Origin of the sequence: Streptomyces kaniharaensis (assembly GCF_009569385.1) — a bacterium.
Taxonomy (GTDB): Bacteria; Actinomycetota; Actinomycetes; order Streptomycetales; family Streptomycetaceae; genus Kitasatospora; species Kitasatospora kaniharaensis.
In genome coordinates, this window is the sequence record NZ_WBOF01000001.1 from 6,127,564 (window position 1) to 6,153,183 (window position 25,620).

Below are 25,620 nucleotides of genomic sequence, written 5' to 3' on the forward strand. Positions count from 1 at the left end.
CTCTTCGCCGGTTTCTCTTCGCCCTTCTCCTTGCCTTGATGGGGCTTTTTGCCTTGACGGGCCGGAGTGTCAAGGCCCGCGGTGGGCGGCGGCCTGCTTGATGGCCGCGCGGATGCGGGGGTAGCTGCCGCAGCGGCAGATGTTCTGGATCCGGTCGATGTCGGCGTCCGTGGGGTTCGGGGTGTGGCGCAGCAGGGCGACGGCGGTCATGATCTGGCCGGGCTGGCAGAAGCCGCACTGGGCGACGTCGCAGGCCAGCCAGGCCTCCTGGACGGGGTGCAGGGTGTCGCCGTCGGCCAAGCCCTCGATCGTGGTGACGGCGTGGCCCGCGCAGTCCTTGACGGTCACCGTGCAGGGCTGGAACTCCCGGCCGTCCAGGTGGCTGGTGCAGGCGCGGCAGACGCCCACCCCGCAGCCGTACTTGGGGCCGGTGACGCCGAGCTTGTCGCGCAGCACCCAGAGCAGTGGCATGTCGTCCGGTGCCTCGACGGTGACCGGCCGCCCGTTGAGGACGAAGGTGTGGCTGGGCATGGGGGCGAAGTCCTTCGGAGGGTTCAGAAGTCGATCGGGAACGAGCGCGGGCTGGTGCCGGTCGCGCGGGCGTAGGCGTTGGCGACCGCGGCCGAGGCGGCCGGGACGCCCAACTCGCCCGCGCCGCCCGGGCGTCCGCTCGGCGGCATGAGGTGGATCTCGACGACGGGTGGGGTGTGCCGCTGCCGGGCGTAGCGGAAGTCGGCGTAACTGCTCTCACGGACGGCGCCGTTGTCGATGTGGTTGCCGGCCTGCAGGATCACCGAGATGCCGTCGATCAGCGCGCCGGTCAACTGGGCTTCCAGTCCGCGGGGGTTGATGACCTGGCCGATGTCGGCGGCGATCACCGCCTTGGTGACCCGCGGGTTCTTCGGGTCGGTGGCGTCCAGTTCGACGAGGTAGGCGGTGCGCCCGCCGTACTCGTCGTGGTAGCCGATGCCCTGGGCCTGCCCGGGCGGCATCGGGCGGCCCCAACTCCCCGCCGTGGCCACGGTGTCGAGAACGGCCCGCCCGGCGGTGTCGCGCAGTCGGGCGCGTCGGAAGGCGATCGGGTCCTCGCCCATCCGGCGCGCGAGCTCGTCCATCATGATCTCGTCGGCGACGCGGACGGTGCCCGAGTACACCGAGCGCCAGCTGCCGGTGTGCACGTCCAGCGGCAGCTCGGCGAGCAGCTGGGTGGGGATGCCGACGTCGTACGGGTTCTTCTCGGTGAGCAGGAAGTGGGCCTGGGCGATGCTCAGCCCGGCGAGCGAGAGGTCGAAGCCGGCCGCGGTCAGGGCCTCGCCGAGGCCGTGGCGCGTGTCGGTCCGGACGGTGGCGGCGCGGTGTTCGTAGGTGAGCACCCGGCCGGGTGCGAAGGTGGCCCTGACGCGGTGGTGGCTGGCCGGGCGCATCCGGCCGTGGCGCATGTCGTCGGCGCGGGTCCACATGAGCTTGACCGGGCGGCCTGCCGCCCTGGAGATCTGCGCGGCCTCCAGGGCGGCGTCGAAGAACAGCCGCCGCCCGAACGAGCCGCCGCCGCGCACCACGTGGACGGTCACCGCGTCCTGCGGCAGGCCGAGTTCGGCGGCGATGGTCTGCTGGGCGACGATCGGGGTCTGGGCGGAGAACCACAGCTCGGCCCGGTTCGGCCGGACGTCCGCGACCGCCGTCAGGACCTCCATCGGCGCGTGGTTGACGAAGGCGAAGTCGAACTCGCCGTCCACGTACCGGGTGAGTGGTGGCGGGACGATGAACGGGTCGTGGGCGGCGCGCAGTCGGGCGCGGATGTCGGCGTCGCAGAGGCCGGCGACGGGGCCCGGGTTCCAGGTGATGACGAGCGCGTCGCGGGCCTTGAGTGCCTGGTCGAAGGTCTCGGCGAGGACGGCGACGCCGGTGGGGATCCGTACGACGCCCAACACGCCGGGCATGGCGCGGGCGGTGGTGGCGTCCAGGGCCTTCAGGGTGCCGTTGATGGTGGTCGGGCGGGCGACGACGGTGGGCATCGCGCCCGGAATCGCCAGGTCCCCGGCGTACTTGGCGCGGCCAGTGACGATGTCGCGGGCGTCGATGCGGCCGGTGGGCCTGCCGACGAGGCGCAGCTGGTCGGCGGTCTTGGGGGTGGCGGGCAGGGCCGGGACGGCGATCGTCGCGGCGTCGGCAGCGAGTTCGCCGTAGCCGGCGCGGCGCCCGTCCGGTGCCAGCACGGTGGAGGCGGCGGTGCGCAGGGTGTCGGCGGGTACGTTCCAGCGGCGGGCGGCGGCGGTCACCAGCCGGGCGCGGGCGGCCGCGGCGGCGGCGCGCACCGGGTCGTACAGCGAGCGCACCGAGTTGGAGGCGGCGGTGAGCTGGTTGAACAGCAGCTCCGGGCGGCTGTCGGAGAGCGGCACGTCCACGTCGTCGAGCCGGGCGTCGAGTTCGTCGGCGACGAGCATCGCGACCGCCGTGGTGAGGCCCTGGCCGACCTCCACGCGGGGCAGCCACAGCACGACCCGCCCGGCGGGGGTCAGCTCCAGGACCAGCAGGTGCGAGGTCGGCAGGCCGGCCACGGTCAGCGCGTCGCCGAGGTCCAGGATGTCCGGGACGTCGGGCAGACCGGGTAACTGCGAGGGGGTGGAGGCCTCTTGGGCGGACATCCGGGTGGCCTCGGCGGCGCGGAGGGCCGTCTGCGCGGCCGCGGGCGCGGCGGCCTCCAGGCCGAGCCGGGCGGCGACGGTGAGGGTCGGCGCGGCGAGCAGGTAGGTGAGGAAGCGGCGGCGGCCGGTGGGGGCGTCGGGCGCCGTGTCTGCTTCGGATGCGCCGCCGGTGTCGTCTGGCGGGGCGGTGGAGGTGCTGATGGGAGGAGCCCTTCGAGCCGGTGACGGCGCCGGTCGGTCGGGCCCCGGCGGCCCCGGCCCCGGTGCCGGATGGCGAACGCCGACGAGCATAGGAACGCCGTGTTGAACGGGTCAACACGGCTGATCCAGGCTCGACTTCGGCCCACAGGCGGCTCGGAGGCAGCTTCGGGGCGGCCCGAGGCGGGCGGGAGGCAGGCGGAGTCGTACGGCGGTTCGGCCGCCGCGTGCCGGTGCGGGGGCGGCGGCCAAGTGGCCCACGATTAAGCTTGATCATTGGACCTTTTCCCTGGTCCAGTGACGCCCTAGGCTGGGTGCGAACCGTTGCGAACACCCGGCCCGCGCGCCGCCCACACCGTCAGGAGAGACGTGTCGACCAGGAGTGAAGTGCCGACCAGGAGAGAGTCGGCCCGTCTCGTCCCGCCCGCCGGCCCCCAGCGGACGCTCGCAGCCGCCCAGTTGGCGAGCGCAGTCGGCGACGGTGCCTATTACACCTGCTCCGCCCTCTACTTCACGCACATCGTCGGCATGTCGGCGGCACGGCTCGGGCTCGGCCTCGCCGTCGCCTGGGCGCTCGGCTCGCTCGCCGGCGTCCCGCTCGGCCATCTCGCCGACCGCCACGGGCCGCGCCGAACGGCGGTGTTGCTCGCCTTCGCCACGGCCGCGGTCGTGGCGTCCTTCCTGGTGATCCGCTCCTACCCGCCGTTCCTGCTCGCGGTCTGCCTCTACGCGACGACCCAGTCCGGCCTCACCGCCGCTCGCCAGGCGCTCGTGGGCGGCCTGGTGTCGCACGCCGAACGCACAGGCCTGCTCGCCCACCTCCAGTCGACCCTCAACGGGGGACTGGCGGTTGGCGCGGCGATCGGCGGGATCGCGCTCACCGCCGGCACTCGTGCGGCGTTCCTCGGGGCCTTCACCGTCACCGCGCTCGGGTTCGTCGCGGGCGGGCTGATCCTGCTGCGACTGCCCGAAGTCCCGTCCATGGAAAGGAAGATGGGATCCGGGCCGCGGTTCGAGGTGCTCACCGACCGGCGCTACGCCGTCGTCGCACTCGTCAACACCGTTCTGCTGCTGCGGATGCCGCTGCTGAGTCTGGTGATCCCGCTCTGGATCGCCGAGCGGGCGCCCGGGCTCGGCTGGCTGGGATCTGCCCTGTTCGTCCTCAACACCCTGGGCGTGATGGCCTTCCAGGTACGGGCGGCGCGCGGTGTCACCGAACTGGCCTCCGCCACGCGGGCTGTCCGCTCGGCGGGGCTGCTCCTGCTCGCGTCGTGCGCGGTCTTCGGGCTGTCGGCGCTGGACGTGCCGATGTGGGTGGTCGCCCTGCTCCTCGTCGCGGCGGCGATCCTCCAGGTCGCCGGCGAGATGCGGCAGTCCGCCGGGTCCTGGCAGATCGGCTTCGACCTCGCCCCGGCCGACCGGCTCGGCCAGTACCAGGGCTTCTTCGGAACGGGCGTCGCGGTGGCCCGCACGCTCGGGCCGCTCGTCCTCACGACCCTGCTGCTCGACGGCGGACTGCTCGGGTGGCTGGCGCTGGGCGTGCTCTTCCTCGCGGCCGGCCATGCGATGGGGCCGGCCGTCCGCTGGGCCGAACGCGACCGCCGCTACCGCCCGTCGGCCTCCTCGCCGGTCGGTGTGGCCACCGCCGCAGAGGCGCCGTAGAGGTCGTCGTCGCCGTCGTGTGGCGGCTGCTGGGCCTTCCGTAGGGATTCGGGCGCCTCGCCGCGCGCGTCGAAGAGGTCGTCCGGCGCCCCGGAACCCAGGCGGGACAGGGGGCCCGCCGCGTCGTTCCTTCTGCTGTCTCCGGCCATGGCACGCTCCCAAAGCCGCTGCTCCGGATACGGACGATCGTACCTCCGCGGCCCTCGCGGAAACCGGTGGCCGAGGCCCGCCGGGCGCTGGCATGCTGGCCGCGTGGACAGACCGCAGATCTCCCTCGACTTCGCCCCTGAGCTGCACCTCTTCGTGGCCGGCCGCCGACGCGAAGGCCGGTCCGAGCTGCGCACCGACGGCACCTCCACGCTCGGTCACATCGTCGAGTCCCTCGGCGTGCCGCTCACCGAGGTCGGTACCCTGCTCGTCGACGGCCGTCCGGTGCCCGACTCGCACGTGCCGTCCGACGCCGAACACGTCTCGGTCCAGGGCGTCGCCCGCCCCCAGCGCTCAGCCGCCCCGCTGCGCTTCCTGCTCGACGTCCACCTCGGCACCCTCACGCGCCGCCTGCGCCTGCTCGGGATCGACGCCGCCTACGAGAACCCGGACATCGGCGACGCCGCCCTGGCCGCCCGCTCCGCCGCCGAGGAACGCGTCCTCCTCTCCCGCGACCGTGGCCTCCTGCACCGCCGCGAACTCTGGGCCGGCGCCTACATCTACAGCCACCGCCCCGCCGAACAGCTCCGCGACGTCCTCTCCCGCTTCGCACCCCCGCTCGCGCCCTGGAGCCGCTGCACCACGTGCAACGGGACGCTGCGCACGGTGACCAAGACGTCGGTGCGGGAACAGCTCCGGGACGGCACCGAGCGCTCCTACGACGCGTTCGCGCAGTGTGCGGACTGCGGTCAGGCGTACTGGCGCGGCGCGCATCACGCGCGGTTGGATGCGATCGTGACGGACGCGGTGCGGGAGTTCGGCGCCCGGCAGTAGCGGCCGCCTGCCGCCGGCACGCGGTCTGGCGGGGGCGCCGGGCGGCGTGATCTGATCGGCGGTGGGGGCGAGACCGAGGTACTCCGTCGTTCGAGAGAGGCCGGGTCGGATGATCGTGCAGCCGTTTGAGACCGCAGACGTGGGAGCCGTGCCCGTCGTGAAGGCGCCCGACGGAGCCGCCGTCCTCCCGATGCTCGTCATGGACGAGCGAGGGAGTCTCGCGGTGTTCGAGCTGGAGCCGGGAGCGGTGACGCGGGCGGTGTCGCACGCCACCGTGCAGGAGCTTTGGCACGTCACCGCGGGCAGCGGGGAGCTGTGGCGGCGGCAGGGGGAGCGGGAGGAGACCGTGCGGCTGGTGCCCGGGACGGCGGCGTCGATACCGCTGGGCACGGCGTTCCAGTTCCGGGCGGACGCGGACGGTGACGTGCCGCTGCGGATCGTCGCCGTCACGATGCCGCCCTGGCCGGGAACCGACGCCGAGGCCCGGCGGGAGGACGGCCCGTGGGAGGCGACCGTCGAGTGAACGCGCCCGGCCGACCGGGCTTGGGGCAGGCCGTGACCGCGTCGCGTGTCCCGCCCGCACCTGCCCGCTGCGCGTGGCGGTAGGCGGGCCCCGGCCGCGCGGGCGGACAATCACCACAGGAGGCGACCCGGCCGCCCTGCGGGGCGCGGCCGGCCGGCGAGGAGGCCGTGGTGGAGTTCGAGGTGATGATCGAGATCCCGCAGGGGTCCCGGAACAAGTACGTGATGGACTTCGTGGCGGGCCGGATCCGCCTCGACCGCACGCTGTTCACCGCCACCCGCTACCCCGCGGACTACGGCTACGTCGAGGGCACCCTCGGCGGCGACGGCGAGCCGCTGGACGCGCTGGTGCTCGGCGGCGAGCCGGCCGTGCCGGGCTGCCTCCAGACCTGCCGGGCGGTCGGCATGTGGGTGATGCGGGACGAGCGCGGGCCGGACCAGAAGGTGCTGTGCGTGCCCGCCCGGGACCCGCGCTACGAGGACGTGCGCGACATCGGCGACCTGCGGAGGTTCGACCTGCTGGAGATCACCCACTTCTTCCAGGTCTACAAGGACCTGGAGCGCGGCAAGTCCGTCGAGGGCTCGCACTGGGCGGGCCGGGAGGCGGCGTACGCGGAGATCGCCGAGTCCCGGGCCCGGGCGGCGGGCACCAGGTACGCGGATCCGGCCTGAGCCGTCGAGCAGTGTGCGGTGAGCCGTGCGGTGCGAGTGAGCCATCTGGTGGGGCCCTGGCGGGCTGACACCCCGCCAGAGCGCGTCGCCGCTCCCCGTAGGGTGATCATGTGACGACATCCGACCTGACCGTGAAGGCCCTGATCGCCGACCCCTACGCCGGCTACGCCGCCCTGCGCGCCATCGCCCCCGTCCACCGGGTCACCGGCCCGGACGGCCTGCCGGTGTGGCTGGTGACCCGCTACGCGGACGTACGCCAGGCCCTCGCCGACCCCCGCCTCTCGCTCGACAAGGCCCATGCCGCGCCCGGCAACTACCAGGGCTTCAAACTGCCGCCCACCCTCGACGCCAACCTGCTCAACATGGACCCGCCCGACCACACCCGCATCCGCCGGCTGGTCACCAAGGCCTTCACCACGCGCCGGATCGCCGCGCTGCGCGGCCCGATCGAACAGGTCGCCGAGAAGCTGCTCGACGCGATGGCCCCGCTCGGCCGCACCGACCTGCTCACCGCCTACGCCGGGCCGCTGCCCATCACCGTCATCTGCGACCTGCTCGGCGTCCCCGAGGGCGACCGGCACGACTTCCGCGCCTGGACCGACACGCTCATCACCCCGGACCCGCACCGCCCGCAGGACGCCAAGGCGGCCGTCGGCGCGATGCTCGGCTTCTTCACCGGGCTCATCGAGCGCAAGCGCACCGCACCCGCCGACGACCTCCTCTCCGACCTGATCGCGGTCCGCGACGACGAGGACGGGCACGGCCGGCTCAGCGAGGACGAGCTCACCTCGCTCGCCTTCCTGATCCTCTTCGCCGGCTACGAGAACACCGTCCACCTCATCGCCAACGCCGTCCTCGCCCTGCTCACCCACCCCGAGCAGCTCGCCGCCCTGCGCACCGAACCGGCGCTGATCGAGGGCTCCTTCGACGAGTTCGCCCGCTACGACGGCCCCTCGCCGCTGTCCATCCGCCGCTTCCCGCGCGAGGACGTCACCATCGGCGGCGTCACCGTTCCGGCCGGCGAGACCGTCCTGCTCGCCATCGCCTCCGCCAACCGCGACCCCGACCAGTTCGCCGACCCGGACCGGCTCGATGTGCGCCGCCGTGACAGCGGCCACCTCTCCCTCGGCCACGGCATCCACTACTGCCTCGGTGCGCCGCTCGCCCGGATGGAGACCGAGATCGCCCTGACCGCCCTGCTGCGCCGCTTCCCCGACCTCGCCCTCGACGTGCCCGTCGAGCAGCTGCGGCACCGACCCGCCCTGCGGGCCCGTGGCCTGCTGGAACTTCCCGTCCGGTACTGACCGGCTCCCGGGAACCGGCGCCGGCTCCACGGCGTTGTCGTCGTCGAACAGCGGAACACGGACGGTTGTGGAGGAAGCGTCATGGGTGTGGCCCTGACGAAGGGCGGCAACGTCTCCCTGGGGAAGCAGAACCCGGGGTTGCGAGCCGTGCGGGTGGGCATCGGCTGGACGGTGGGCGCCGGGTACGACCTGGACGCCAGCGCCCTGCTGTGCGGCCGGTCCGGGAAGGTCATCTCGGACCAGCACTTCGTCTTCTTCAACAACCTGCGGAGCCCGGACGGCTCCGTCCGCCACCACGGCAACGACGGGGGCGGCAACGACGCGGGCGGGGGCGACCGCGAGCGGATCGACGTCCGCCTCGCGGACGTGCCCGCCGACGTCGAGCGGATCGTCTTCGCGGTCGCCATCTACGACGCCGCGCAGCGGGCCCAGACCTTCCGGCAGGTCCGCGGCGCGTACATCCGCCTCACCGACCCGGACGGCGGCGGCGAGGTGGCGCGGTACGACGTGTCGGCCGAGGCCGGCAGCGAGACGGCGATGGTGTTCGGCGAGCTCTACCGGCACGACGCGGACTGGAAGTTCCGTGCCGTCGGGCAGGGTTACGCGGCCGGGCTGGCGGGCATCGCGACCGACTTCGGCGTCGACGTCCTCCAGCCGGCGCCGGCCGCTCCGGCCGCTCCGGCAGCTCCCGTCCCGGCGGCCCCCGCTGTTCCCACGACCCCGCAAGCAACGACCCCGCCAGCAACGACCCGCCAAGCAACAGGGAGTTCCCCAGTGACGTGCTTCTTCGACCCCTCCCACGGCGCCGGCTCGACCGCGGTGCTGTGGTCGCCGCAGTGGGGTGTGCCGCGCCAGATCCAGGCGTGCGTCGCCTGCGCCCAGCGGGTGCAGACCACCCCGCCGCCGTTCTACACCCCGCAGCAGGGCTACCCGCAACCGGTCCAGCAGGGCTACCCGCAGGCCCCCGGCCAGGGCCGGCCCGACCAGGGCGGCCGCCGCTACGGCACCGGCGCCCTGATCGGTGCGGGCGCCGCGGGCCTGGTCGGCGGCGCGCTCCTCAACGAGGCGCTGAGCGACGACCAGCCCGAGGTCGTCATCAACAACTACTACGAGGGCGACGACGACGGCTTCTTCTAGACCGCCCGAACCTTCTGAAGCGTCCGAACCGCCCGCCCGACCAAGGCCGGACGTCCTGTTCCCGAGCCGCCCGGTCTGCCGTAGCGTGGCGAGCGTGAACACGAACTCGTCCTCCCGGTACGACGCCGTGATCGTGGGCGGCGGGCACAACGGACTGGTGGCCGCGGCCTACCTCGCGCGGGCGGGGCAGCGGGTGGTGGTGCTCGAACGGCTGCCGCACACGGGCGGGGCGGCGGTGTCAGCCCGCGTGTTCACAGGGGTCGACGCCAGGCTGTCGCGCTACTCGTACCTGGTGAGCCTGCTGCCGCGGAAGGTGGTACGCGACCTGGGGCTGCGGCTGGAACTGCGGCGGCGCCGGATCGCCTCCTACTCGCCGACCGTGCGGGACGGAAAGCCGGCCGGGCTGCTGGTGGACGCGGCGGACCCGGACCGGACCCGGGAGTCGTTCCGGGCGCTGACCGGCGCCGACCGGGAGTGGGAGGCCTGGCGCCGCTTCTACGGGATGACCGGAGAGGTGGCCCGGCACGTGTTCCCGACGCTCACCGAGCCGCTGCCCTCGCGCGCAGAGCTGCGCCGGCGGGTCGGGGACGACGCCACGTGGGAGGCGCTGTTCGAACGGCCGCTGGGCGAGACGATCGAGCGGACCTTCGCCGACGACCTCGTTCGCGGCGTGGTGCTCACGGATGCGCTGATCGGCACCTTCACCCACGCCCACGACCCCTCGCTGCGGCAGAACCGCTGCTTCCTCTACCACGTGATCGGCAACGGCACGGGCGACTGGGACGTCCCGGTCGGCGGGATGGGCGCGGTGACGGGCGCACTGGCCAAGTCGGCGCTGGGGGCCGGCGCGGAGCTCCGGACCGGATGCGAGGTCACCGCCATCGCCACGGACGGTTTCGGCGACGCCGAGGTGACGTACCGCCACAATGGCGCGGAGTTCACGGTGGTGGGCCGAAGGGTGCTGGTGAACGCCGCCCCGGCGACCCTGGCCCGGCTGCTCGGTGAGGAACCCGGGCCCGCGCCGGAGGGCGCGCAGCTGAAGGTCAACATGGTGCTGCGCCGGCTGCCGAGGCTCAGGGACGCCTCGGTGGATCCGCGCGACGCCTTCGCCGGGACGTTCCACATCGCCGAGGGCTACCGGCAGTTGGAGACGGCCTACGCCGAGGCGGCCGCGGGTCGGATGCCGTCGGCGCCGCCGTCGGAGATCTACTGCCACACGCTCACCGACTCCTCGATCCTGGGGCCCGAGGCGATCCGGCAGGGGTTCCACACGTTGACCCTGTTCGGCCTGCACATGCCCGCACGGCTGTTCAAGGACCCGGCGGCGTACTCGGCGGCCAAGGAGCACGCGTTGGCGTCGAGCCTGGCGCAGTTGGACGAGGTGCTGGCCGAGCCGATCGCCGACTGCCTGGCGACGGACGCCGACGGGCGGCCCTGCGTGGAGGCCAGGACACCGCTGGATCTGGAGCGGGAGATCAGCCTGCCGGGCGGTCACATCTTCCACCGGGACCTCTCGTTCCCCTTCACGGACGAGGGCGTGGCCGGCGCCGCCGCCCGCTGGGGAGTGGCGACGGCGTACCCGAACGTGCTGCTGTGCGGCGCGGGGATGATCCGCGGCGGCGGGGTCAGCGGCATTCCCGGGCACAACGCGGCGCAGGCCGTCCTGGAGGATCTGACCCGGTAGGACCCGCTGTCGGTGCGGTGCGCTTGGATGGGGTCGTTGCACCGTTCCGACCGGGGGAGATCCACCTATGACCACGTCCGACGCCGAGCTGCTGGCCGCCGCCAGGAATCCCACCGCCGAGTGGCTGGAGTCCCACTTCGGCGCGGGCACCCTGTGGCGCCCGAGCCCGGAGTCCCTGCCCGAGCGGCTGGAGGACGCCGAGACCCGCGCCTTCCTGACCGAGATCGGCATCCCGGCGGCCCGCAACGGATTCATCGACTACGACGGGGAGTTCCTGCCCGAGCGCGGCATGTGGGAGGCAGACCCGGACGAGATCTTCGGCCGCCGCTACCCCGACGACGACACCCCGCCGGCCGGCTACGCGTACTGCGTCGGGCTCGTCAACCAGCTGCACCTGATGGTGGACGGCACCAGCGGATCGGTCGAGGCCTACGACCCGAACGGCTGGGACCACGCCGCCGGCCACGCCGGCTACGCGGCCGACTCGCTGCCGCAACTGATGGGCGCGATCGTCCTGTTGACCCGTTACGAGGAGCGCATCACCGAGGGCGACGCGGGGGCCGCGATCGCCGAGTTCACCGAGCTGCTGGAGCAGCTGGGCCTGAAGCTGGACGAATACGAGTTCTGGCACGACCTGGTGGAGACCATGCGCGAGGGCTACGCGGACCTCGACGACGAGTGACACGGGTTTCACCACCGACGGCCGGGAGGACCGCCCCCACCGCAGCCGGATAATCGGCTTGCCCGCACGGTTCGTCGTGCGGGAGGGTCCGTACCATGCCTGAACTGCACGATCTCGAACTGCGCCGCCTCACCTCCGACGACTGGCCGCTCTGGCGCGAGCTGCGCCTCGCCTCCCTCGCCGAGGCCCCGTACGCCTTCGGCTCCACCCTCGCCGACTGGCAGGGCCCCGGCGACCACGAGGAACGCTGGCGCTCCCGCCTGGAGATCCCCGGCGCCCTCGACCTGGTCGCCGTCCTCGAGGGACACCCCGTCGCCATGGCCAGCGGCGTCCCCGCCGACGAGGACCCGGCCGCCGCCGAGCTGATCTCCATGTGGGTCGGCCCCCAGGCCCGCGGCCGGGGCGTCGGCGACCGCCTCATCGCCGAGATCGCCCAGTGGGCCACCGCGCTGGGTTACCGCACGCTGAAGCTCGCCGTCATGCCCCACAACGAAGCCGCCATCGCCCTCTACCGCCGCCACGGCTTCACCGACACCGACGAGCTCGGCGACCTCCTCGACGACGGCGTCAGCCGCGAACTCGTCCTCGCCAAGCCCCTCTCGGCCTGACCCGGTCCGTTGCCTGACGTCAGAACCACATGAGGCGGGGGCTTCGACCATGTCGGAGCCCCTCGCGATTTCCGTCGATTCCTAGTCCGTGCGGGCGGTGGCCTTCGCCTTGGCCCGGGCGGGGAGGCCGTTGGTGACGTCCTCGACGAGGAGGCGCCAGGCGATGGCGTCGGCGGCCATGCGGAGTTGGTGGCTGCGGGGGCGGCCGACGTCGGCTTCGAGGCGGGCGTTGAGCCAGTCGGACCACGCGTGGGCTAGGGCGCGGATCTGGCGGATGCCGGCCTCGGTGGGGGTGAGGAGGTCGCCGTCGCGGGTGAGGTAGCCCTCGGCGGTCAGGCGGTCGAAGACGGGTTCCAGGACTTCGGGCGGCATGCGTTTGCGGGCGGCGATGAGGTCGAGGGAGGCCTGTCCGAGGGCCTTGGTGTGGCCGGCGACCTCGATGAGGGCCCAGGCGCCGGCGAGGTCGACGCGGGTGTCGGCGCCGGAGACGATCGAGCGGACGGTGTCGAGGTCGACCCCACGGAGGATCTTGCCGACGGCGTACTCCAGGTGCGGGTCGGAGTCGCTGCAGGTCGGCTGGGCGAAGCCCTCGCCCATGTCGGTGGAGCCGGCGCGGGCGGTGTCGCGCAGCGGGACCTGTTTGAGGAAGAGCGCGACGACGAAGCCGACGACGGCGACCGGGACGGTCCACAGGAAGACGGTGTGCAGGGCGTTGGAGTACGCCTCGACGATCGGTGCGGCCTGGGCGGCGGGCAGGGCGTGCAGGCCCTGCGGGCTCTGGGTGGCCCGGACGAGGACGGCGGGGTCGGTGCCGGTGAGCCGGGCGGAGGTGGCCACGCCGTGGGCGAGTTCGGTCCTGAGGCTGTTGGTGTAGATGGTGCCGAACACGGCGGTGCCGAAGGAACTGCCGATGGTGCGGAAGAACGTCACCCCGGAGGTGGCGGTGCCGAGGTCCGCGTAGTCGACGGTGTTCTGCACGGCGATGGTGAGCACCTGCATGCTGAGCCCGATGCCGACACCGAGGACGAACATGGAGAAGGAGGCCGCCGCGGTGCCCGTCCCGGGGTCGAGCAGCGAGAGCAGGTAGAGGCCGATGGCCATCACCAGCGTGCCGACGATCGGGAACAGCCGGTACTTGCCGGTCCTGCTGACGACGTTGCCGCTCGCGATGGAGGCGAGCAGCAGCCCGATCACCATCGGCAGCATGCGGATGCCGGAGACGGTGGCGGACTCGCCGTCGACGTACTGGAGGAAGGTCGGCAGGAAGGTGAGCGCGCCGAGCATGGCGAAGCCGACGACGAAGCTGAGCACCGAGCAGACCGCGAACACCGGATTGCGGAACAGCCGCATCGGCAGCATGGGTTCGACGGCGCGGGTCTCGACCCAGCAGAACAGGCCGAGCGCGACGACGCCGCCGGTGAACAGGCCGATGATCACCCCGGAGCCCCACGCGTACTGGTTGCCGCCCCAACTGGTGGCCAGGATCAGGGCGCCGGACCCGACCGCGACGAGCGCGATCCCCAGGTAGTCGATCACCGGGCGCGCGGCGGCCCGCACCGACGGGATGGTCCGGGCGGCCGCGGCGACCACGAGGATCGCGATCGGCACGTTGACGTAGAACGCCCAGCGCCACGACAGGTGGTCGGTGAACAGGCCGCCGAGCAGCGGGCCGACCACCGTCGCGACGCCGAACACCGCGCCGACCGCGCCCTGGTACTTGCCGCGCTCGCGCAGCGGGATGACGTCGGCGATCAGCGCCATGGCGGTGACCATCAACCCGCCCGCGCCGACGCCCTGGAGGGCCCGCCAGGCGATGAGCAGCGTCATGTTGGTGGCGAGGCCGCAGAAGAACGAGCCGGTGATGAAGATGATCGCGGACAGCTGGAACAGCAGCTTGCGCCCGTACATGTCGCCGAACTTGCCGGCGAGCACGGTGGCGACGGTCTCCGCGAGCAGGTAGGAGGTCACCACCCAGGACATGTGGGCGGCCCCGCCCAGGTCCGCGACGATGGTGGGCAGGGCGGTGCCGACGATGGTCTGGTCGAGGGCGGCGAGCAGCATGCCGAGGACGATGGTGGCGAAGACGACGTTCCGCTGCCGTACGTCCAGCACCGGCGGGGCGGACGGCGGGGTCTCGATGGCGACGCTCATGTGCCCGCCCTTGTCCGGACCGGTGGCCCGGGGAGCCCCCACCGCTCGGCGGGGGCGTTCGCCCACGCGGACCGTTCGATGCCATGCCCGCTCATTCTGCAGCCTCGCTCATGCCCACAGCCTCGCCGCCGGCCCGGGTCCGCCGCGATCCGGCTCGGCCGTCTGGGTGAGCGGGGGCGGCCCGCGTGGCGGCGCGGGGCCGGCGGGGTCACGATGGCGCTCCGGTCCGTGCACGCGATGTGTGCACGACCGTCCCTGCGGGCCGGGCCACGCACCGCCCGGGAGGTCCGGCCGACCCGCCCGGGAGGTCCGACCGACCGCCCCGGAAGGAGCGACCATGGCGGCTCGTCTCGCGAACCCGCCACCGCCCGGTGCCTCCGCCGAGGGCGGACGGACGTCGGAGCGACGGTGGCGGGCGCTCGCGGTCTGCCTGGTCGCCGGGTTCATGACCCTGTTGGACGTCAGCATCGTCAACGTCGCCCTGCCGACCGTCCGTACCGGGCTGCACATGTCGGAGAGCGGCCTCCAGTGGGTGCTGAGCGGCTACGCGCTCGCCTTCGGACTGATCCTCGTCCCGGCCGGGCGGCTCGGGGACGCGCGGAGCCGACGGGCCGTGTTCCTGACCGGGCTCGCGCTGTTCACCCTGGCCAGCGCCCTGGCGGGGGCGGCACGCAGCCAGGAGTGGCTGATCCTGGCCCGGCTGTTCCAGGGGGCGGCGGGCGGGGTGCTGGTGCCGCAGGTGTCCGGGTTCATCCAGACCCTCTTCCAGGGCGCCGAACGCGGCCGGGCGTTCGGCGCGCTCGGTGCGACGATCGGGGTGTCCACGGCCGTAGGGCCGCTGCTGGGCGGCCTGCTGATCCACCTGTTCGGGCCACAGGACGGCTGGCGGTGGGTGTTCTTCGTCAACCTGCCGATCGGCGTCACCGCCCTGCCGATCGGCTACCGGCTGCTGCCGGCGCCTCCGCCGCCCGGTGAGCGCGCCGGGCACCGCGACTTCGACCCGGTCGGTGTGCTGCTGCTCGGCGCCGGGACGGTGGCGTTGCTGCTGCCGTTCGTCCAACGGCAGCAGTGGCACGGCGCCGCACGCTGGCTGCTGCTGCCGGTGGCGGTGGTGCTGCTGGCGGTCTTCGTGGGCTGGGAGCGGTACTACGCGCGCCGTCGGGAGCCGCTGGTCAGCATGGAGCTGTTCGCGGTGCGGTCCTACGGGGCGGGGGTGCTGCTGTCGCTGGTGTACTTCGCCGGGTTCACCGCGATCTTCTTCATCTTCACGCTCTACCTCCAGGTGGGCCTGCACTACTCGGCGCTGGCGGCGGGCCTGGCGATCACGCCGTTCGCGGTCGGTTCGGCGGGTGCGGCGGCGCTGGGCGGACGGGTGGTCACCCGGCTGGGGAGGCGGCTGGTGGTGGGCGGGCTGGTGCTCGTGCTGCTCGGGCTGATGGCCTCGGCGCTGGTCGTGGGGTTCGGGCCGCCGGCGTCGGCGACGGGCTGGGCGACGGCGCTGCCGCTGCTGCTGGCGGGGACGGGCAGCGGGCTGGTGATTTCGCCGAACCAGACACTGACCCTCCAGCAGGTGCCGCTGGCTCGCGCCGGGAGCGCGGGCGGCGTGTTGCAGACCGCGCAGCGGGTCGGTTCGGCGGTGGGGATCGCGATCGTCGGCTCGGTGTTCTTCGCGCACGCCCGCGGACGGCACCCGGACTGGGCGCTCGCCTTCCAACTGGGGACGACGGTCGCGGCGAGCCTGGTACTCGCGGCGCTGCTGGTGGCCGTGCTCGACCTGGCGGCCGGACGGAGGAGCGGATCACTGAGCCGCTATCCGTCCGAGGGTGGCAGGTCGCGATAGGGCGCGCGGGGCTGGGGGACGGCGTGCTGCTCGGTGACGTCCAGGCGCGGGGCGGTGTTGGCGGGGGCTTCGGGGACGGGGCGCCAGACGCCGATCAGGTCGACCCAGGTGTCGGCGGCCGGGGCCGGGCCGGCGGCGTGGACGAGGACGCGCAGACGGCGGGCGTCGGCCGCGCAGCAGCTCACCACCAGGCGGTTCAGGTACCACTCGTCGGGCCCCGAGCCGGGAGCGACGAAACCGGTGAGACGGACCTTGCGGTTCTGCAGACTCTTCCGCGGGTCGCGGCTGCGCCCGATGAACTCGGTCAGCGACATCGGGGTAGGCACCGAGATGGCTGGCGCCTGCGGACCGAGGTCGGCGTAGCTCGCCTGCTCCATGGTGGCGTCCGCGCCGTCGCGGGAGGCGGTGAAGGAGCCGAGCGCGGGCGGGGTGAAGCAGAGCAGCAGCACGACGGGCACGGTCAACAGCCAGGCCACGCGCGGCCCGTGGTCGTGCCCGTGCTGCTCCTCTTCGGCGTCGGGGCGGACGGCGTTGCCCTCGGCGTCACGGCCGAACCGCGTGACGGGCTCCCGCAGCCGTGCCGTCAGACAGTCGACCACGCCCGCGACGCCCACCCCGAGCAGCACCAGCCCGGAGGCGATCAGCGGGTAGCGCAGGCCCTCCTTGACGTACTGGAGGAAGACGTCGCTGCCGACGGTGATCCGCAGCAGCGCGATCCCGACCAGGGCGATGAGCAGGGATGGCGCGAGGCCCCGGACCACGGTCTTCACAACAGGACCCCACCGATCACGATGCTGGCGACGAGCGCGACCGCGAAGGTCGCGGAGGAGAACCGGGCGGCGAAGCCGCGGCCGAAGGCGCCCGACTGAAGGGCGATCAGCTTCAGGTCGACCATCGGGCCGACGACCATGAACGCCAGCCGTGCGGTGGGGGAGAAGCCGGTGAGCGAGGCGGCGACGAAGGCGTCCGCCTCGGAGCAGACCGCGAGGACCACGGCCAGCCCGGCCAGGACCGGGATGCCCAGCCACGGCGAGTCGTCGAAGGTCTCCAGGATCGACGGCGGCACGAGGACGTTGAACGCCGCGGCGGCGGCCGCGCCGACCACCAGGAACCCGCCCGCGTGCAGGAAGTCGTGCTGGAGGCTGCGGCGGAACTCGTCCAGCGGGTTGCGTCCGGTTATGCCGTGGTGGTCCGGGGCCTTGGGCAGCCGCAGCCACTCGGGCCGGCCGAACGCGACCCAGAGCCAGCCCATGACGACCGCCGTGACGAGCGAGGCCACCAGCCGGGCGAGCACCATCCCGGGCCTGCCGGGAAAGGCGATCGCGGTGGCGGCCAGCACCACCGGGTTGACGGCCGGGGCGGAGAGCAGAAACGCGAGCGCGGCCGCCGGAGCGACACCACGCTTCATCAGGCTCCCGGCGACGGGCACGGACGCGCACTCACAGCCGGGGAGGACGGCCCCCGCCATGCCGGCGACGGGGACCGCGAGCGCCGGGTTCCTCGGCAGCACCCTGGTGAACACCGCGGCCGGGACGAACGCCGCGATCGCCGCCGACACGACCGTGCCCAGCACGAGGAACGGCACGCCCTGCACGACGATCGCCACCAGCAGCGTCCGCCACGCCCGCGGCCCGCCGGTGTCCCAGGTCGCGGCGAGTGCGACGACCGCCGCGCTCGCCGCGACCAGCGGCACTCCCACCAGCAGCGCCGGCCGCCGGCGGGGCGGGGTGACCGCCGGTGCCGCCGCGAGGTGCCGGACGCTGCTGGGACTCGTCTCCACCATGGTGACCGCCCCTCGGCACGTTCTGCCTGCTCACCGTCATAACGAGCGAGCACGGGCCAAGGTAGCGGTGATAATCACTTTCATCTAGAGGGCGTTCGGGCGATCCGCCGCAGGCGGCTCCCGGGGCTGCTGCTACGGGTTCGCCGTCGGGCCGTCGGCGGGCACGGCGCGAGCTCCGGACTGGTGCGGCAGGGCGGCGGAACGCCCCAACGCGCCGGTGGCGGAAGCGAGTTCGAACGCAGCACCGGTCCAGGCGGCCCCGAAGGCCCAGGTCGCCAGCCATTCGCACAGGTACACCGGCCGGACCGTCCAGTCCGTTCCGAAGTGGGTCACTCCGGCGACGACGGCGAGCAGGAGGAGAGCGAGGATGGCCACACCGGCCGCCAGATACCCGCGGCCGACCCAGCGCCGCTGTTCGTAGTGCGGGTCCCGGAAGGAGTGCACGCAGAACATCGCCAGCACGAAGAACAGCAGCCCGGCGAAGACGAGATGGAGCGCACCGATCGTCGTCTGGAACGTCGTCGCGTTCGCAGGAGTCGTCGGGAACAGCGCAACTCCGAGAGCGCACACGCCGGCCGCTGTACTCCAGCGGTCGTCACGCCGGTCGAAGCGGTAGCAGACGAGGAACACCCCGAGCGCGCACAGGCTGCCGACGAGGATGTTCCGCGTGCTGGTGTAGTAGGCGCCGCTCATCGACGCCGGCCAGAACTCCGCCGTGCTCAGCCCCCTGAGCTCGGCGAACAGCCAGTTCCCCAGCGGCAGCGCGAGCGGCAGGACGATGCCGATCACCCCGACGCCGAGGCGGAGGACGGTGACGCTCCGCTCGTCCTGGATGGTGTCGTTCCGGGCGTCGAACGAGTCGCGCCGCCGGGTTCTCTCCGCACGCCAGTCATGGATCACGGACGCCTCCTTGCTTCCCGCACGGGCACAGTGGGCCCCGCGGACAGGCCTGCCGCGTTGGATGGGGTGAGGCGGTCCTGACAGCGCCGCCGCACCGAAGCGGCTGCAACTGTTGTACCCATCTCAGGAGATGACGCCACATCACTGGATTGAGCGTTTCGCTGGTCGCTCGTCTCCGAGTACCTGTCTCGCGGGCCGCCGCGGTGCCGCCCTGGCGGCACCGCGGCACTGGGTCCGTCAGGTGGTGGGCGTCTCGGAGGCCTTGGCGGTGAGCGAGTTGAGCAGGGCTGCTCCGCGCTCGGCGTCGTCGACGCTGACCGCGAACTCGGCACCTTGGTGGGTGCGGACGACCAGGCAGGCGCCCCGGCGGAGCATCACGGTGGTGCCCAGGCCGTTGACCCGGTAGCCCCAGCCGCCTGCCTGCGCCGGAGTGCGATCCTCGGCGCGCGCCGACTCGATGTCCGTGGGGGACCAGTGCCGCTTCGGCCAGCCGAACGGGCCGAAGCCGATGTCCAGGCCCGTGGCGGTCACCCGGGCCTGCACCGAGGAGCAGGCGAGCACGGCCGGCGCCATGAGCGCGAGCGGGACGAGCAGCGGCCAGTTCAGGCCGGTCAGCCCGGTGGCCGCGGGGAGCGCGGTGCCCGCTGCGCCGGTGCCGAGGACGGCGGCGAGCAGTTGGAGCCACGGGTTGCTGGTGCGGGAGAGCCAGATCAGTTGCTCGCCGGCCGGGATCGTCATCACCGGTCCGCGGGGCTGGGAGCCGGCGGCGGTGCCCGGCCGCCGGGTGGCGAACCAGGCGAGCAGGCCGGCCACGGCCGCCCCAACGACGATGGCGACCACCCAGACATCTACCGGGGCGGCGTCCTGCCACCGCGACCGGTCGAGGTTGGAATGCACGATTGAGGCCTGCGCCCCCGTCAGCAGCACCCCGCCGCTGGCCAGCAGTGTGCCGGGCACCCCGCTCGCCCGGCCGCCCGGGAAGCGGTGGGCGACCGCGGCGCCGAGCACCACGAGCAGCCAGACCCCGGCCGGGAACAGCGCCGCCGCCGTCAGCGTCATCGAATCGTCCGGGTGGCTGCCGCTCCAGTGGGTCGCCACCTGGTCCGGCATCCGGTGGCGTGCCAGCCACGGCAGGCCGACGAGCAGGGCCGACACACCGGCAGACCAGGCCGCCGCCGCCCATCTCCCGCCCCGGCGCGCTTCATTCGCACTACGTCCTATGACAGGCTCCGAGTCCGTCACGACATCCCCCTGATCATGTCCACGAGATCGTTCCTGCTGTAGCCGGCCCGGGCCGCGTCGGCGATCAACTGCCTTACACGGTCCGCCAGCTCGGCGCGCATGTCGGCGTCCGTGGCGATCGTGATGCCGCGGCCCCGGCGGAACTCCAGCACCCCCTCGTCACGCAGGGCGCGCAGCCCGCGCAGGACGGTGTTGGTGTTCACGCCGAGGGCCCGGGCGAGGTCCCTGGCGGGCGGCAGCTTGTCGCCGGGACCGCACTCGCCCTCGGCGACGGCCCGACGGATCGCGCCCGCCACCTGCTCGTGCAGGGGGCGGGCGTCGCCGATGTCCAGCTTCAGCAACATGGTGCTACTGACGATAGCACCATGCAGGTTTTAAAAGCACGGACGGGCCTCCTCTCGCCGTTCCCGCTCCCTGGCCCAACCCGGCACCCCGGTGGACGACGGAACGGCGAACTCGCCCCGGTGGCGGCAGGACCTACGTCCTGGACCCCGCCCGCGCCCTGGGCTGATCAGCTCCCGCGCGGGGCGGTGTCGACGACGGCCTCCCTGCTGCCAGTCCATCCGCACCCCCGTCCGGCGTATGGACCGCGTTGGGACGGCGGCCCGGAGCGTCAGGAAGCCGTCAAGGTCGCCGAGCTTGCGGCCCGTCCAGCGGTTGGCTGGAGGCCGACGAAGCGCGCGACGACAGTGCGCGACAACGAGACGAGGACGGATCATGCACGCCAGCCGGCGGTACGAGCGCAGCGGGACACCCCGGGTGGTGGTCGGGGTCAGCGGGTCGCTGGGGAGTCTCGCGGCGCTGCACCGCGCCGTCGCCGAGGCGCGCCGCACCGGCGGCGAACTGGTGCCGGTGCTCGCCTGGGAGCCGCCGGGCGGCGAGCTCGGCTACCGCCGCTCGCCCTGCCCGCCGTTGCTCTCCGCCGCCCGGAAGGCCGCCGAGCAGCGGCTTCGCGACGCGCTCGACGCGGCGTTCGGCGGCGCCGACCCGGAGGTGCCACTGCGCCCAGTGGTGGTGCGCGGCGAGACCGGCCCGGCGCTCGTGCACGTCGCCGACCGGCCCGACGACCTGGTAGTCGTCGGGCAGAGCGGCGGTCTGCTGCGCCGCCGCTTCCGGCCCGCGGTGGCGGCGTACTGCCTGCGGAAGGCCGGCTGCGCGGTGCTGGCCGTCCCGACGCCGCCGCTCCGGCGCGAGCTGGAGGCGCTGCACCGGCGTGCCCGGTGGCATCTGCCGATCGGGCCGCTGCCCGTCCTCGTCGCGGCGAAGAAGTAGTTCGCCGTGCGGATGTACTCGGCCCGCCCGGGCCGCCGCCGCTACCGCCCGGTGCTCCGGCCGGTTCTCCGGAGCCCTCGGCAACCGTGGAAACAGGTGAGGGGGCGCGCGGCGATGCCCGAGGGCACGTCGAGCGGTACGTCCGCCGTTCGGACAGCGGAATCGCCCGGGGAGGCGAGTTCCGTCGCGGCCGTCCCGCCCGCCGGGCCGCGCGCCCCGCCTGCGGAGAAGCCACGCTGCCCGGCCCTCGCCAACGTCCGGCCGTCTGCGCGCATACGTCTGAGCCGGCGATCAGTCATCCGAGTGCAGCTCCGTCGGGACGGCGATCACGTCCACCAGCGCCTCGCCGCGCAGGACGGTGAGCGCGAGTGGGTGCCCGATGGCGTCGGCGAGCATGAGGCGTTGCAGGGACTGGGCGCTGCTCATCGGTTCGCCGGCGGCGGTGAGCAGCAGGTCGCCCTGCCGCAGGCCGGCGCGGTCCGCCGGGTCGCCGTGGACGACCTCGACGATCCGCAGGCCGGTGCGCTGCCCGGTGTGCTCGCGCAGGGACGGCGGCAGGGGCGCGGGCACGCCGGCCAGACCTATGTAGGCGCGGCGGATGCGGCCCTCGGCGAGCAGGGTGGTGATGATCTGCCGGCTGGTCGCGTTGACGGGGACGGCCAGGCCCAGCCCGTTGCCGGCCACCGCCGTCGTGACACCGACGACCTCGCCGGTGGCCGTGGTGAGGGCGCCGCCGGAGTTGCCGGGGTTGAGCGCCGCGTCGGTCTGGATGACGTCGTCGATGACCCGCACGGCGCTGCCCGACCGGGCGGGCAGCGAGCGGCCGAGCGCACTGACCACGCCCGCCGTCACCGTCCCGGAGAGCCCGAGCGGGTTGCCGACGGCGACCACGAGCTGCCCGACTCGCAGCGCGGTGGCCTCGCCGAGCCGGACCGGCGGTGGGGTGGGACCGTCGGCGCGCAGGACGGCCAGGTCGGAGAGCGGGTCGGTGCCGATCGTATGGAAGGGCGCGGTGGTGCCGTCCGCGAAGGCGAGGGTGCCGGCGTCGGCGTGGCCGACCACGTGGGCGTTGGTGAGCAGGAAGCCGTCGCCGGTGAAGACCACGGCCGAGCCGAGCGCGGTGGAGAACCAGCCGCCTCGGCCGCGCCGCGCGACCTGCAGCGCGGCGACGCTCGGGGTCACCGCCGCGGCCACGGTGGTCACGATCCGCGAGTAGGCGTCGAGCGCCTGCCGCTCGCCGTCCTCGCCGCTCTCGGGAGCACGGCCCGGCCCGGGGAGTGTGTCGGCCACGGTCTCGCCCCTTCCGCTCGCACAGGTTCTCCCCGGTGCCAACAACGCGGGGGCGCTCCGCCTTCCGTCGCGCGGTGCCGCGCCCGAACCCGGCATGTGACCGCGCTCGGAGGACTCAGAGGACTCAGAGGACGGTGACGGCCAGGGTCACGGCGACCAGCACCATCGCCATCCCGAGCGCCACGAAGGCGTACTCCAGCGGCCGCCGCTCGCGGCCTTCGACGACGACCTGCCGGGGGTCGGCCGGGTCGTAGCGGATGGGCACGTAGCCGCCGTCGGGGAGGGGGTGGCTACGGGTGGACGGGACGGGGGAGAAGACCTCGACCACGCGGCCGTCCTCGGTCTCGAACTGCAGCAGCGGGCGCGGCGGCAGCGCACGGTCCTCGGGGGCGGGGACACGCTCGCGCACCAGCGCCCGGACGGGCACGCCGACCCGGCGCAGCCGCCGGAGGTCGCGCAGCCCGACGACGCCGGCGAGGTAGGCGACCACGCCGCCCAGACCGCCGAACACCACCACGGCGAACCCCGCCGTCCCGCCCACCGCGCCTCCCTGTACCGTCCCGCTCCCCGGTCCAGTATCACCGGCGCGGGGCCGCTAGACCTCGCCGAGCGGGACGCCCGGGTCCGTCAGGCGGGCCGGGTCCACCGTCCGTCCGGAGCGGACGAGTTCGCGGATCGGGCCGGTGACGTCCCAGATGTTGACGTTCATCCCGGCGAGCACCCGGTCGTCCGCCAGCCAGAAGGCGATGAACTCACGGGTGGCCGGGTCGCCGCGGAAGACGACCCGGTCGTAGCTGCCAGGTTCGACGTAGCCGACGTACTCCATGCCGAGGTCGTACTGGTCGGTGAAGAAGTACGGCACCCGGTCGTAGACCGCGTCCGGGTGTCCGAGCATCGCGCGGGCGGCGGTCTGCGGCTGGTTGACGGCGTTGGCCCAGTGCTCGACGCGGATGTGCCGGCCGAACAGCGGGTGGTAGGCGTTGGCGACGTCACCGGCGGCGTAGACGTCGGGGGCCGAGGTGCGCAGGTGCTCGTCGGTCTTGACGCCGTTGACGATCTCCAGCCCCGCGGCCTTGGCGAGGGCGATGTCGGGGGCGATGCCGATGCCGACGATCACCGTGTCGGCCGGCACCGTGGTGCCGTCGCCGAGCCGGACGCCGGTCACCGTGCCGTCCGCGCCGGTCAGTTCGTCCACCTGGACGTTGAACCGCAGGTCCACGCCGTGGTCGCGGTGCAGGTCGGCGAAGACCTGGGCGACCTCGCGGCCCAGGACCCGCAGCAGAGGCAGTTCGGCCGCCTCCAGGATCGTGACCTCGGCGCCCGCCGTCCGGGCCGCCGCCGCCGTCTCCAGGCCGATCCAGCCCGCGCCGATCACCGCGACCCGGGCGCCCGGCCGCAGCGCGGCCTTGATCCGATCGCTGTCCTCGACCCGGCGCAGGTAGAGCACGCCCTCCTGGTCGGCGCCGGGCACCGGCAGGCGGCGCGGCACCGAGCCGGTGGTGAGCAGCAGCTTGGAGTAGGCGATCCGGCCGTTGTCGGCGAGGGTCACGGTGTGCCCGGCCGGGTCGATCGCGGCGACGGCGGTGCCGGTGCGCAGCGTGACGTTGTGCTCGGCGTACCACTGCGGCGGATGGACGTAGATCTTCTCCCGGGGCGTCTTGCCGAGCAGGTAGCCCTTGGAGAGCGGCGGCCGTTCGTACGGGCGCTCGTGCTCGTCGCCGATCAGGACGATGCCGCCCGTGTACCCGGCCTCGCGCAGCGCCTCCGCCGCCTTCGCGCCGCCCAGCGACGCGCCGACGATCACGATCGGGCGCTCATCGTCGCCTGCTGTGCTCATGCTGAACTCCTCGCTCTCCGGCCGGAATCAGGGGTCAGCCTGCCGCCGCTGCGGTGGGGTGTCGAGACTGCGGCGGGCGCGCCGCCACAGGCTCCCCCCGTTCGGGTGAAGCCCGCCCGGTTGAGCGCGCCTGGCTGGGCCCGGCCCGGCTAGGCCGTCATGGCGGCGCGGACCAGGGCCGTGTCCGTGAACTGCTCGAAGCGGACGATCCGGCCGCCGCGCACCACGAAGTGGTGGGCCGTGCGCACCGCGAGCGGCTTTCCGGTGGTCTTGTGTACGGCCGTGTAGCGGGCCAGCACCACCACGTTCTCGCCGTCCACGACGTACGTGTCGTCATGCGCCGTCCAGCCCTGCCACTCGGCGGCGAGGCGCTCCATGACGTTGCTGGTGACGCTCTTCGGGGTGCGGTAGGTGCCGGCCAGCGGGAAGCCGGCCATCTCCGTCCACTCGACGTCGTCGGCCAGGGTGGTGCGCAGGGCGGCCAGGTCGCCGCGCGCCCAGGCCAGGTACTGGCGGCGCACGACGTCGGCGGGGGCGGCGGACTCGTTGAACGCGGCGGTCTCGCGCGGGATTTCGATCATCGCCGCTCAGCCCCAGGTCATCTCGCCCATGGCGACCTTGGTGCCGAAGTCGACGGCCATCCGCAGCCCTAGGTCGGGGTAGCGGTGCTCCAGCGCCTCCTTCGCGGCCGCGGCGTCGGCGGCGCGGTCGATCTCGGTCTCGAAGGCGCGCAGGTAGTCGCGGGTGTGGAACACCGAGGTGAGGTCGGTGGGCGCGCCGGCGATGCGGTGGCCGGCCGCGACGAACGTCGGCTCCAGCGCCTCGATGCCGTCCAACAGGTCGATCCAGGCGGCCCGTTGGGCGGGCATCGGGGTGTCGGCCGTCCACACGTGCAGGCCCTCGAAGAGCAGCACGCCGCCGAGGACCGCGTGGTGGTGGTGCTGCCACAGGTAGTGCCGGTCGGGCAGGTGGAAGTCGGCGCCGCGCAGCTCGAACCGGTGGCCCTCGAAGACGAGTTCGTCGCTGTGCAGCACCTCGGGCCGCACCAGGCGGGTCGGCAGCTCGGGGCCGAGGTGCGACCAGGCCCTGAGCTTGGCGTCGTACGTCTCCTGGATGTGCTGGACGGTGGAGGCGGTTGCCAGGAACCGGGCCTGCGGGAAGGAGTCCTGGACCTCCTGGGCGCCGAAGTAGAAGTCCGGGTCGCCGTGGC

General features: G+C 73.4%; 23 protein-coding genes and 1 pseudogene. 11 read left to right on the forward strand and 13 right to left on the reverse strand.

Annotation, left to right across the window (positions count from 1 at the left end):
* Positions 1-69: 69 nt before the first annotated feature.
* Entirely contained in the window at positions 70-531 is a 462-nt protein-coding gene (locus tag F7Q99_RS27385; RefSeq protein WP_153465609.1) for a (2Fe-2S)-binding protein, read from the reverse strand.
* Between the two features lie 23 nt (positions 532-554).
* Positions 555-2,936, reverse strand: a complete 2,382-nt coding sequence (locus tag F7Q99_RS27390; protein WP_153465610.1) for a xanthine dehydrogenase family protein molybdopterin-binding subunit — start codon at positions 2,934-2,936, stop codon at positions 555-557.
* Between the two features lie 294 nt (positions 2,937-3,230).
* Between F7Q99_RS27390 and F7Q99_RS27395 the strand changes: the two genes are divergently transcribed.
* From F7Q99_RS27395 to F7Q99_RS27435, 9 genes and pseudogenes are all read left to right on the forward strand, one after another.
* Complete coding sequence (locus tag F7Q99_RS27395) at positions 3,231-4,505, forward strand: MFS transporter (RefSeq protein ID WP_326847158.1); 1,275 nt, start codon at positions 3,231-3,233, stop codon at positions 4,503-4,505.
* 252 nt (positions 4,506-4,757) lie between these two features.
* Positions 4,758-5,486, forward strand: a complete 729-nt coding sequence (locus F7Q99_RS27400) for a Mut7-C RNAse domain-containing protein (protein WP_326847159.1) — start codon at positions 4,758-4,760, stop codon at positions 5,484-5,486.
* 139 nt (positions 5,487-5,625) lie between these two features.
* Positions 5,626-6,009 carry a cupin domain-containing protein gene (locus F7Q99_RS27405; protein ID WP_326847160.1) on the forward strand — a complete coding sequence of 128 codons (384 nt, stop codon included), beginning with the start codon at positions 5,626-5,628 and terminating at the stop codon, positions 6,007-6,009.
* 170 nt (positions 6,010-6,179) lie between these two features.
* Positions 6,180-6,680, forward strand: coding sequence for an inorganic diphosphatase (locus tag F7Q99_RS27410; protein WP_326847161.1), 501 nt, complete (start codon positions 6,180-6,182; stop codon positions 6,678-6,680).
* A gap of 110 nt (positions 6,681-6,790) precedes the next feature.
* Complete coding sequence (locus tag F7Q99_RS27415; protein WP_326847162.1) at positions 6,791-7,984, forward strand: cytochrome P450 family protein; 1,194 nt, start codon at positions 6,791-6,793, stop codon at positions 7,982-7,984.
* A gap of 81 nt (positions 7,985-8,065) precedes the next feature.
* Positions 8,066-8,632: pseudogene (locus F7Q99_RS41590) on the forward strand (TerD family protein); the annotation flags it as partial.
* A gap of 574 nt (positions 8,633-9,206) precedes the next feature.
* Positions 9,207-10,805 carry a phytoene desaturase family protein gene (locus F7Q99_RS27425; RefSeq protein ID WP_407697835.1) on the forward strand — a complete coding sequence of 533 codons (1,599 nt, stop codon included), beginning with the start codon at positions 9,207-9,209 and terminating at the stop codon, positions 10,803-10,805.
* A 67-nt stretch (positions 10,806-10,872) separates the two neighbouring features.
* Positions 10,873-11,487, forward strand: a complete 615-nt coding sequence (locus tag F7Q99_RS27430; protein ID WP_153465616.1) for an SUKH-4 family immunity protein — start codon at positions 10,873-10,875, stop codon at positions 11,485-11,487.
* 95 nt (positions 11,488-11,582) lie between these two features.
* A complete protein-coding gene (locus F7Q99_RS27435; protein WP_153465617.1) occupies positions 11,583-12,095 on the forward strand; it encodes a GNAT family N-acetyltransferase in 513 nt (170 codons plus the stop codon).
* 81 nt (positions 12,096-12,176) lie between these two features.
* Here F7Q99_RS27435 and F7Q99_RS27440 read toward each other — a convergent pair whose 3' ends face one another.
* Positions 12,177-14,246 carry an MDR family MFS transporter gene (locus F7Q99_RS27440; RefSeq protein ID WP_153465618.1) on the reverse strand — a complete coding sequence of 690 codons (2,070 nt, stop codon included), beginning with the start codon at positions 14,244-14,246 and terminating at the stop codon, positions 12,177-12,179.
* Positions 14,247-14,583: 337 nt separating this feature from the next.
* On the opposite strand from F7Q99_RS27440, the gene F7Q99_RS27445 reads away from it, so the two are divergent.
* Positions 14,584-16,086, forward strand: a complete 1,503-nt coding sequence (locus F7Q99_RS27445; RefSeq protein ID WP_153465619.1) for an MFS transporter — start codon at positions 14,584-14,586, stop codon at positions 16,084-16,086.
* Here F7Q99_RS27445 and F7Q99_RS27450 read toward each other — a convergent pair.
* The 5 genes from F7Q99_RS27450 to F7Q99_RS27470 form a co-directional block, all read right to left on the reverse strand.
* Entirely contained in the window at positions 16,056-16,856 is an 801-nt protein-coding gene (locus F7Q99_RS27450) for a TIGR03943 family putative permease subunit (protein ID WP_153465620.1), read from the reverse strand. The two genes, F7Q99_RS27445 and F7Q99_RS27450, sit on opposite strands and share 31 nt — an antisense overlap.
* Positions 16,853-17,869 carry a permease gene (locus F7Q99_RS27455; RefSeq protein ID WP_153465621.1) on the reverse strand — a complete coding sequence of 339 codons (1,017 nt, stop codon included), beginning with the start codon at positions 17,867-17,869 and terminating at the stop codon, positions 16,853-16,855. Before F7Q99_RS27455 ends, F7Q99_RS27450 begins: the two co-directional genes overlap by 4 nt.
* A gap of 132 nt (positions 17,870-18,001) precedes the next feature.
* Positions 18,002-18,769 carry a hypothetical protein gene (locus F7Q99_RS27460; RefSeq protein ID WP_153465622.1) on the reverse strand — a complete coding sequence of 256 codons (768 nt, stop codon included), beginning with the start codon at positions 18,767-18,769 and terminating at the stop codon, positions 18,002-18,004.
* Between the two features lie 237 nt (positions 18,770-19,006).
* Positions 19,007-19,924: a DUF1648 domain-containing protein gene (locus tag F7Q99_RS27465; RefSeq protein ID WP_326847164.1), complete on the reverse strand. Its 918-nt coding sequence runs from the start codon at positions 19,922-19,924 to the stop codon at positions 19,007-19,009.
* Between the two features lie 83 nt (positions 19,925-20,007).
* A complete protein-coding gene (locus F7Q99_RS27470) occupies positions 20,008-20,355 on the reverse strand; it encodes a GntR family transcriptional regulator (protein ID WP_153465623.1) in 348 nt (115 codons plus the stop codon).
* A 373-nt stretch (positions 20,356-20,728) separates the two neighbouring features.
* On the opposite strand from F7Q99_RS27470, the gene F7Q99_RS27475 reads away from it, so the two are divergent.
* Positions 20,729-21,283 (forward strand): universal stress protein, encoded by a 555-nt coding sequence (locus F7Q99_RS27475; protein ID WP_153465624.1) that lies wholly within the window; start codon positions 20,729-20,731, stop codon positions 21,281-21,283.
* A gap of 291 nt (positions 21,284-21,574) precedes the next feature.
* Here F7Q99_RS27475 and F7Q99_RS27480 read toward each other — a convergent pair whose 3' ends face one another.
* From F7Q99_RS27480 to F7Q99_RS40505, 5 genes are all read right to left on the reverse strand, one after another.
* On the reverse strand, positions 21,575-22,573 hold the full coding sequence (locus F7Q99_RS27480; protein ID WP_326847165.1) for a S1C family serine protease: 999 nt from the start codon (positions 22,571-22,573) through the stop codon (positions 21,575-21,577).
* Positions 22,574-22,697: 124 nt separating this feature from the next.
* Positions 22,698-23,114 (reverse strand): DUF3592 domain-containing protein, encoded by a 417-nt coding sequence (locus F7Q99_RS27485; RefSeq protein WP_326847166.1) that lies wholly within the window; start codon positions 23,112-23,114, stop codon positions 22,698-22,700.
* 54 nt (positions 23,115-23,168) lie between these two features.
* Positions 23,169-24,410, reverse strand: a complete 1,242-nt coding sequence (locus F7Q99_RS27490; RefSeq protein WP_153465626.1) for an NAD(P)/FAD-dependent oxidoreductase — start codon at positions 24,408-24,410, stop codon at positions 23,169-23,171.
* A 149-nt stretch (positions 24,411-24,559) separates the two neighbouring features.
* On the reverse strand, positions 24,560-24,991 hold the full coding sequence (locus tag F7Q99_RS27495; protein ID WP_153465627.1) for a nuclear transport factor 2 family protein: 432 nt from the start codon (positions 24,989-24,991) through the stop codon (positions 24,560-24,562).
* A gap of 6 nt (positions 24,992-24,997) precedes the next feature.
* Positions 24,998-25,620, reverse strand: a 623-nt coding sequence (locus tag F7Q99_RS40505; RefSeq protein ID WP_195911183.1) for an MBL fold metallo-hydrolase, incomplete at its 5' end; no start/stop codon positions are given.

Excerpts from the sequence above, each read along its gene's own strand:
- F7Q99_RS27385 (WP_153465609.1), bottom strand. The coding sequence starts at position 531 with ATGCCCAGCCACACCTTCGTCCTCAACGGGCGGCCGGTCACCGTCGAG.
- F7Q99_RS27390 (WP_153465610.1), bottom strand. The coding sequence starts at position 2,936 with ATGCTCGTCGGCGTTCGCCATCCGGCACCGGGGCCGGGGCCGCCGGGG.
- F7Q99_RS27430 (WP_153465616.1), top strand. The coding sequence starts at position 10,873 with ATGACCACGTCCGACGCCGAGCTGCTGGCCGCCGCCAGGAATCCCACC.
- F7Q99_RS27435 (WP_153465617.1), top strand. The coding sequence starts at position 11,583 with ATGCCTGAACTGCACGATCTCGAACTGCGCCGCCTCACCTCCGACGAC.
- F7Q99_RS27440 (WP_153465618.1), bottom strand. The coding sequence starts at position 14,246 with ATGAGCGTCGCCATCGAGACCCCGCCGTCCGCCCCGCCGGTGCTGGAC.
- F7Q99_RS27445 (WP_153465619.1), top strand. The coding sequence starts at position 14,584 with ATGGCGGCTCGTCTCGCGAACCCGCCACCGCCCGGTGCCTCCGCCGAG.
- F7Q99_RS27455 (WP_153465621.1), bottom strand. The coding sequence starts at position 17,869 with ATGGTGGAGACGAGTCCCAGCAGCGTCCGGCACCTCGCGGCGGCACCG.
- F7Q99_RS27470 (WP_153465623.1), bottom strand. The coding sequence starts at position 20,355 with ATGTTGCTGAAGCTGGACATCGGCGACGCCCGCCCCCTGCACGAGCAG.
- F7Q99_RS27475 (WP_153465624.1), top strand. The coding sequence starts at position 20,729 with ATGCACGCCAGCCGGCGGTACGAGCGCAGCGGGACACCCCGGGTGGTG.
- F7Q99_RS27490 (WP_153465626.1), bottom strand. The coding sequence starts at position 24,410 with ATGAGCACAGCAGGCGACGATGAGCGCCCGATCGTGATCGTCGGCGCG.
- F7Q99_RS27495 (WP_153465627.1), bottom strand. The coding sequence starts at position 24,991 with ATGATCGAAATCCCGCGCGAGACCGCCGCGTTCAACGAGTCCGCCGCC.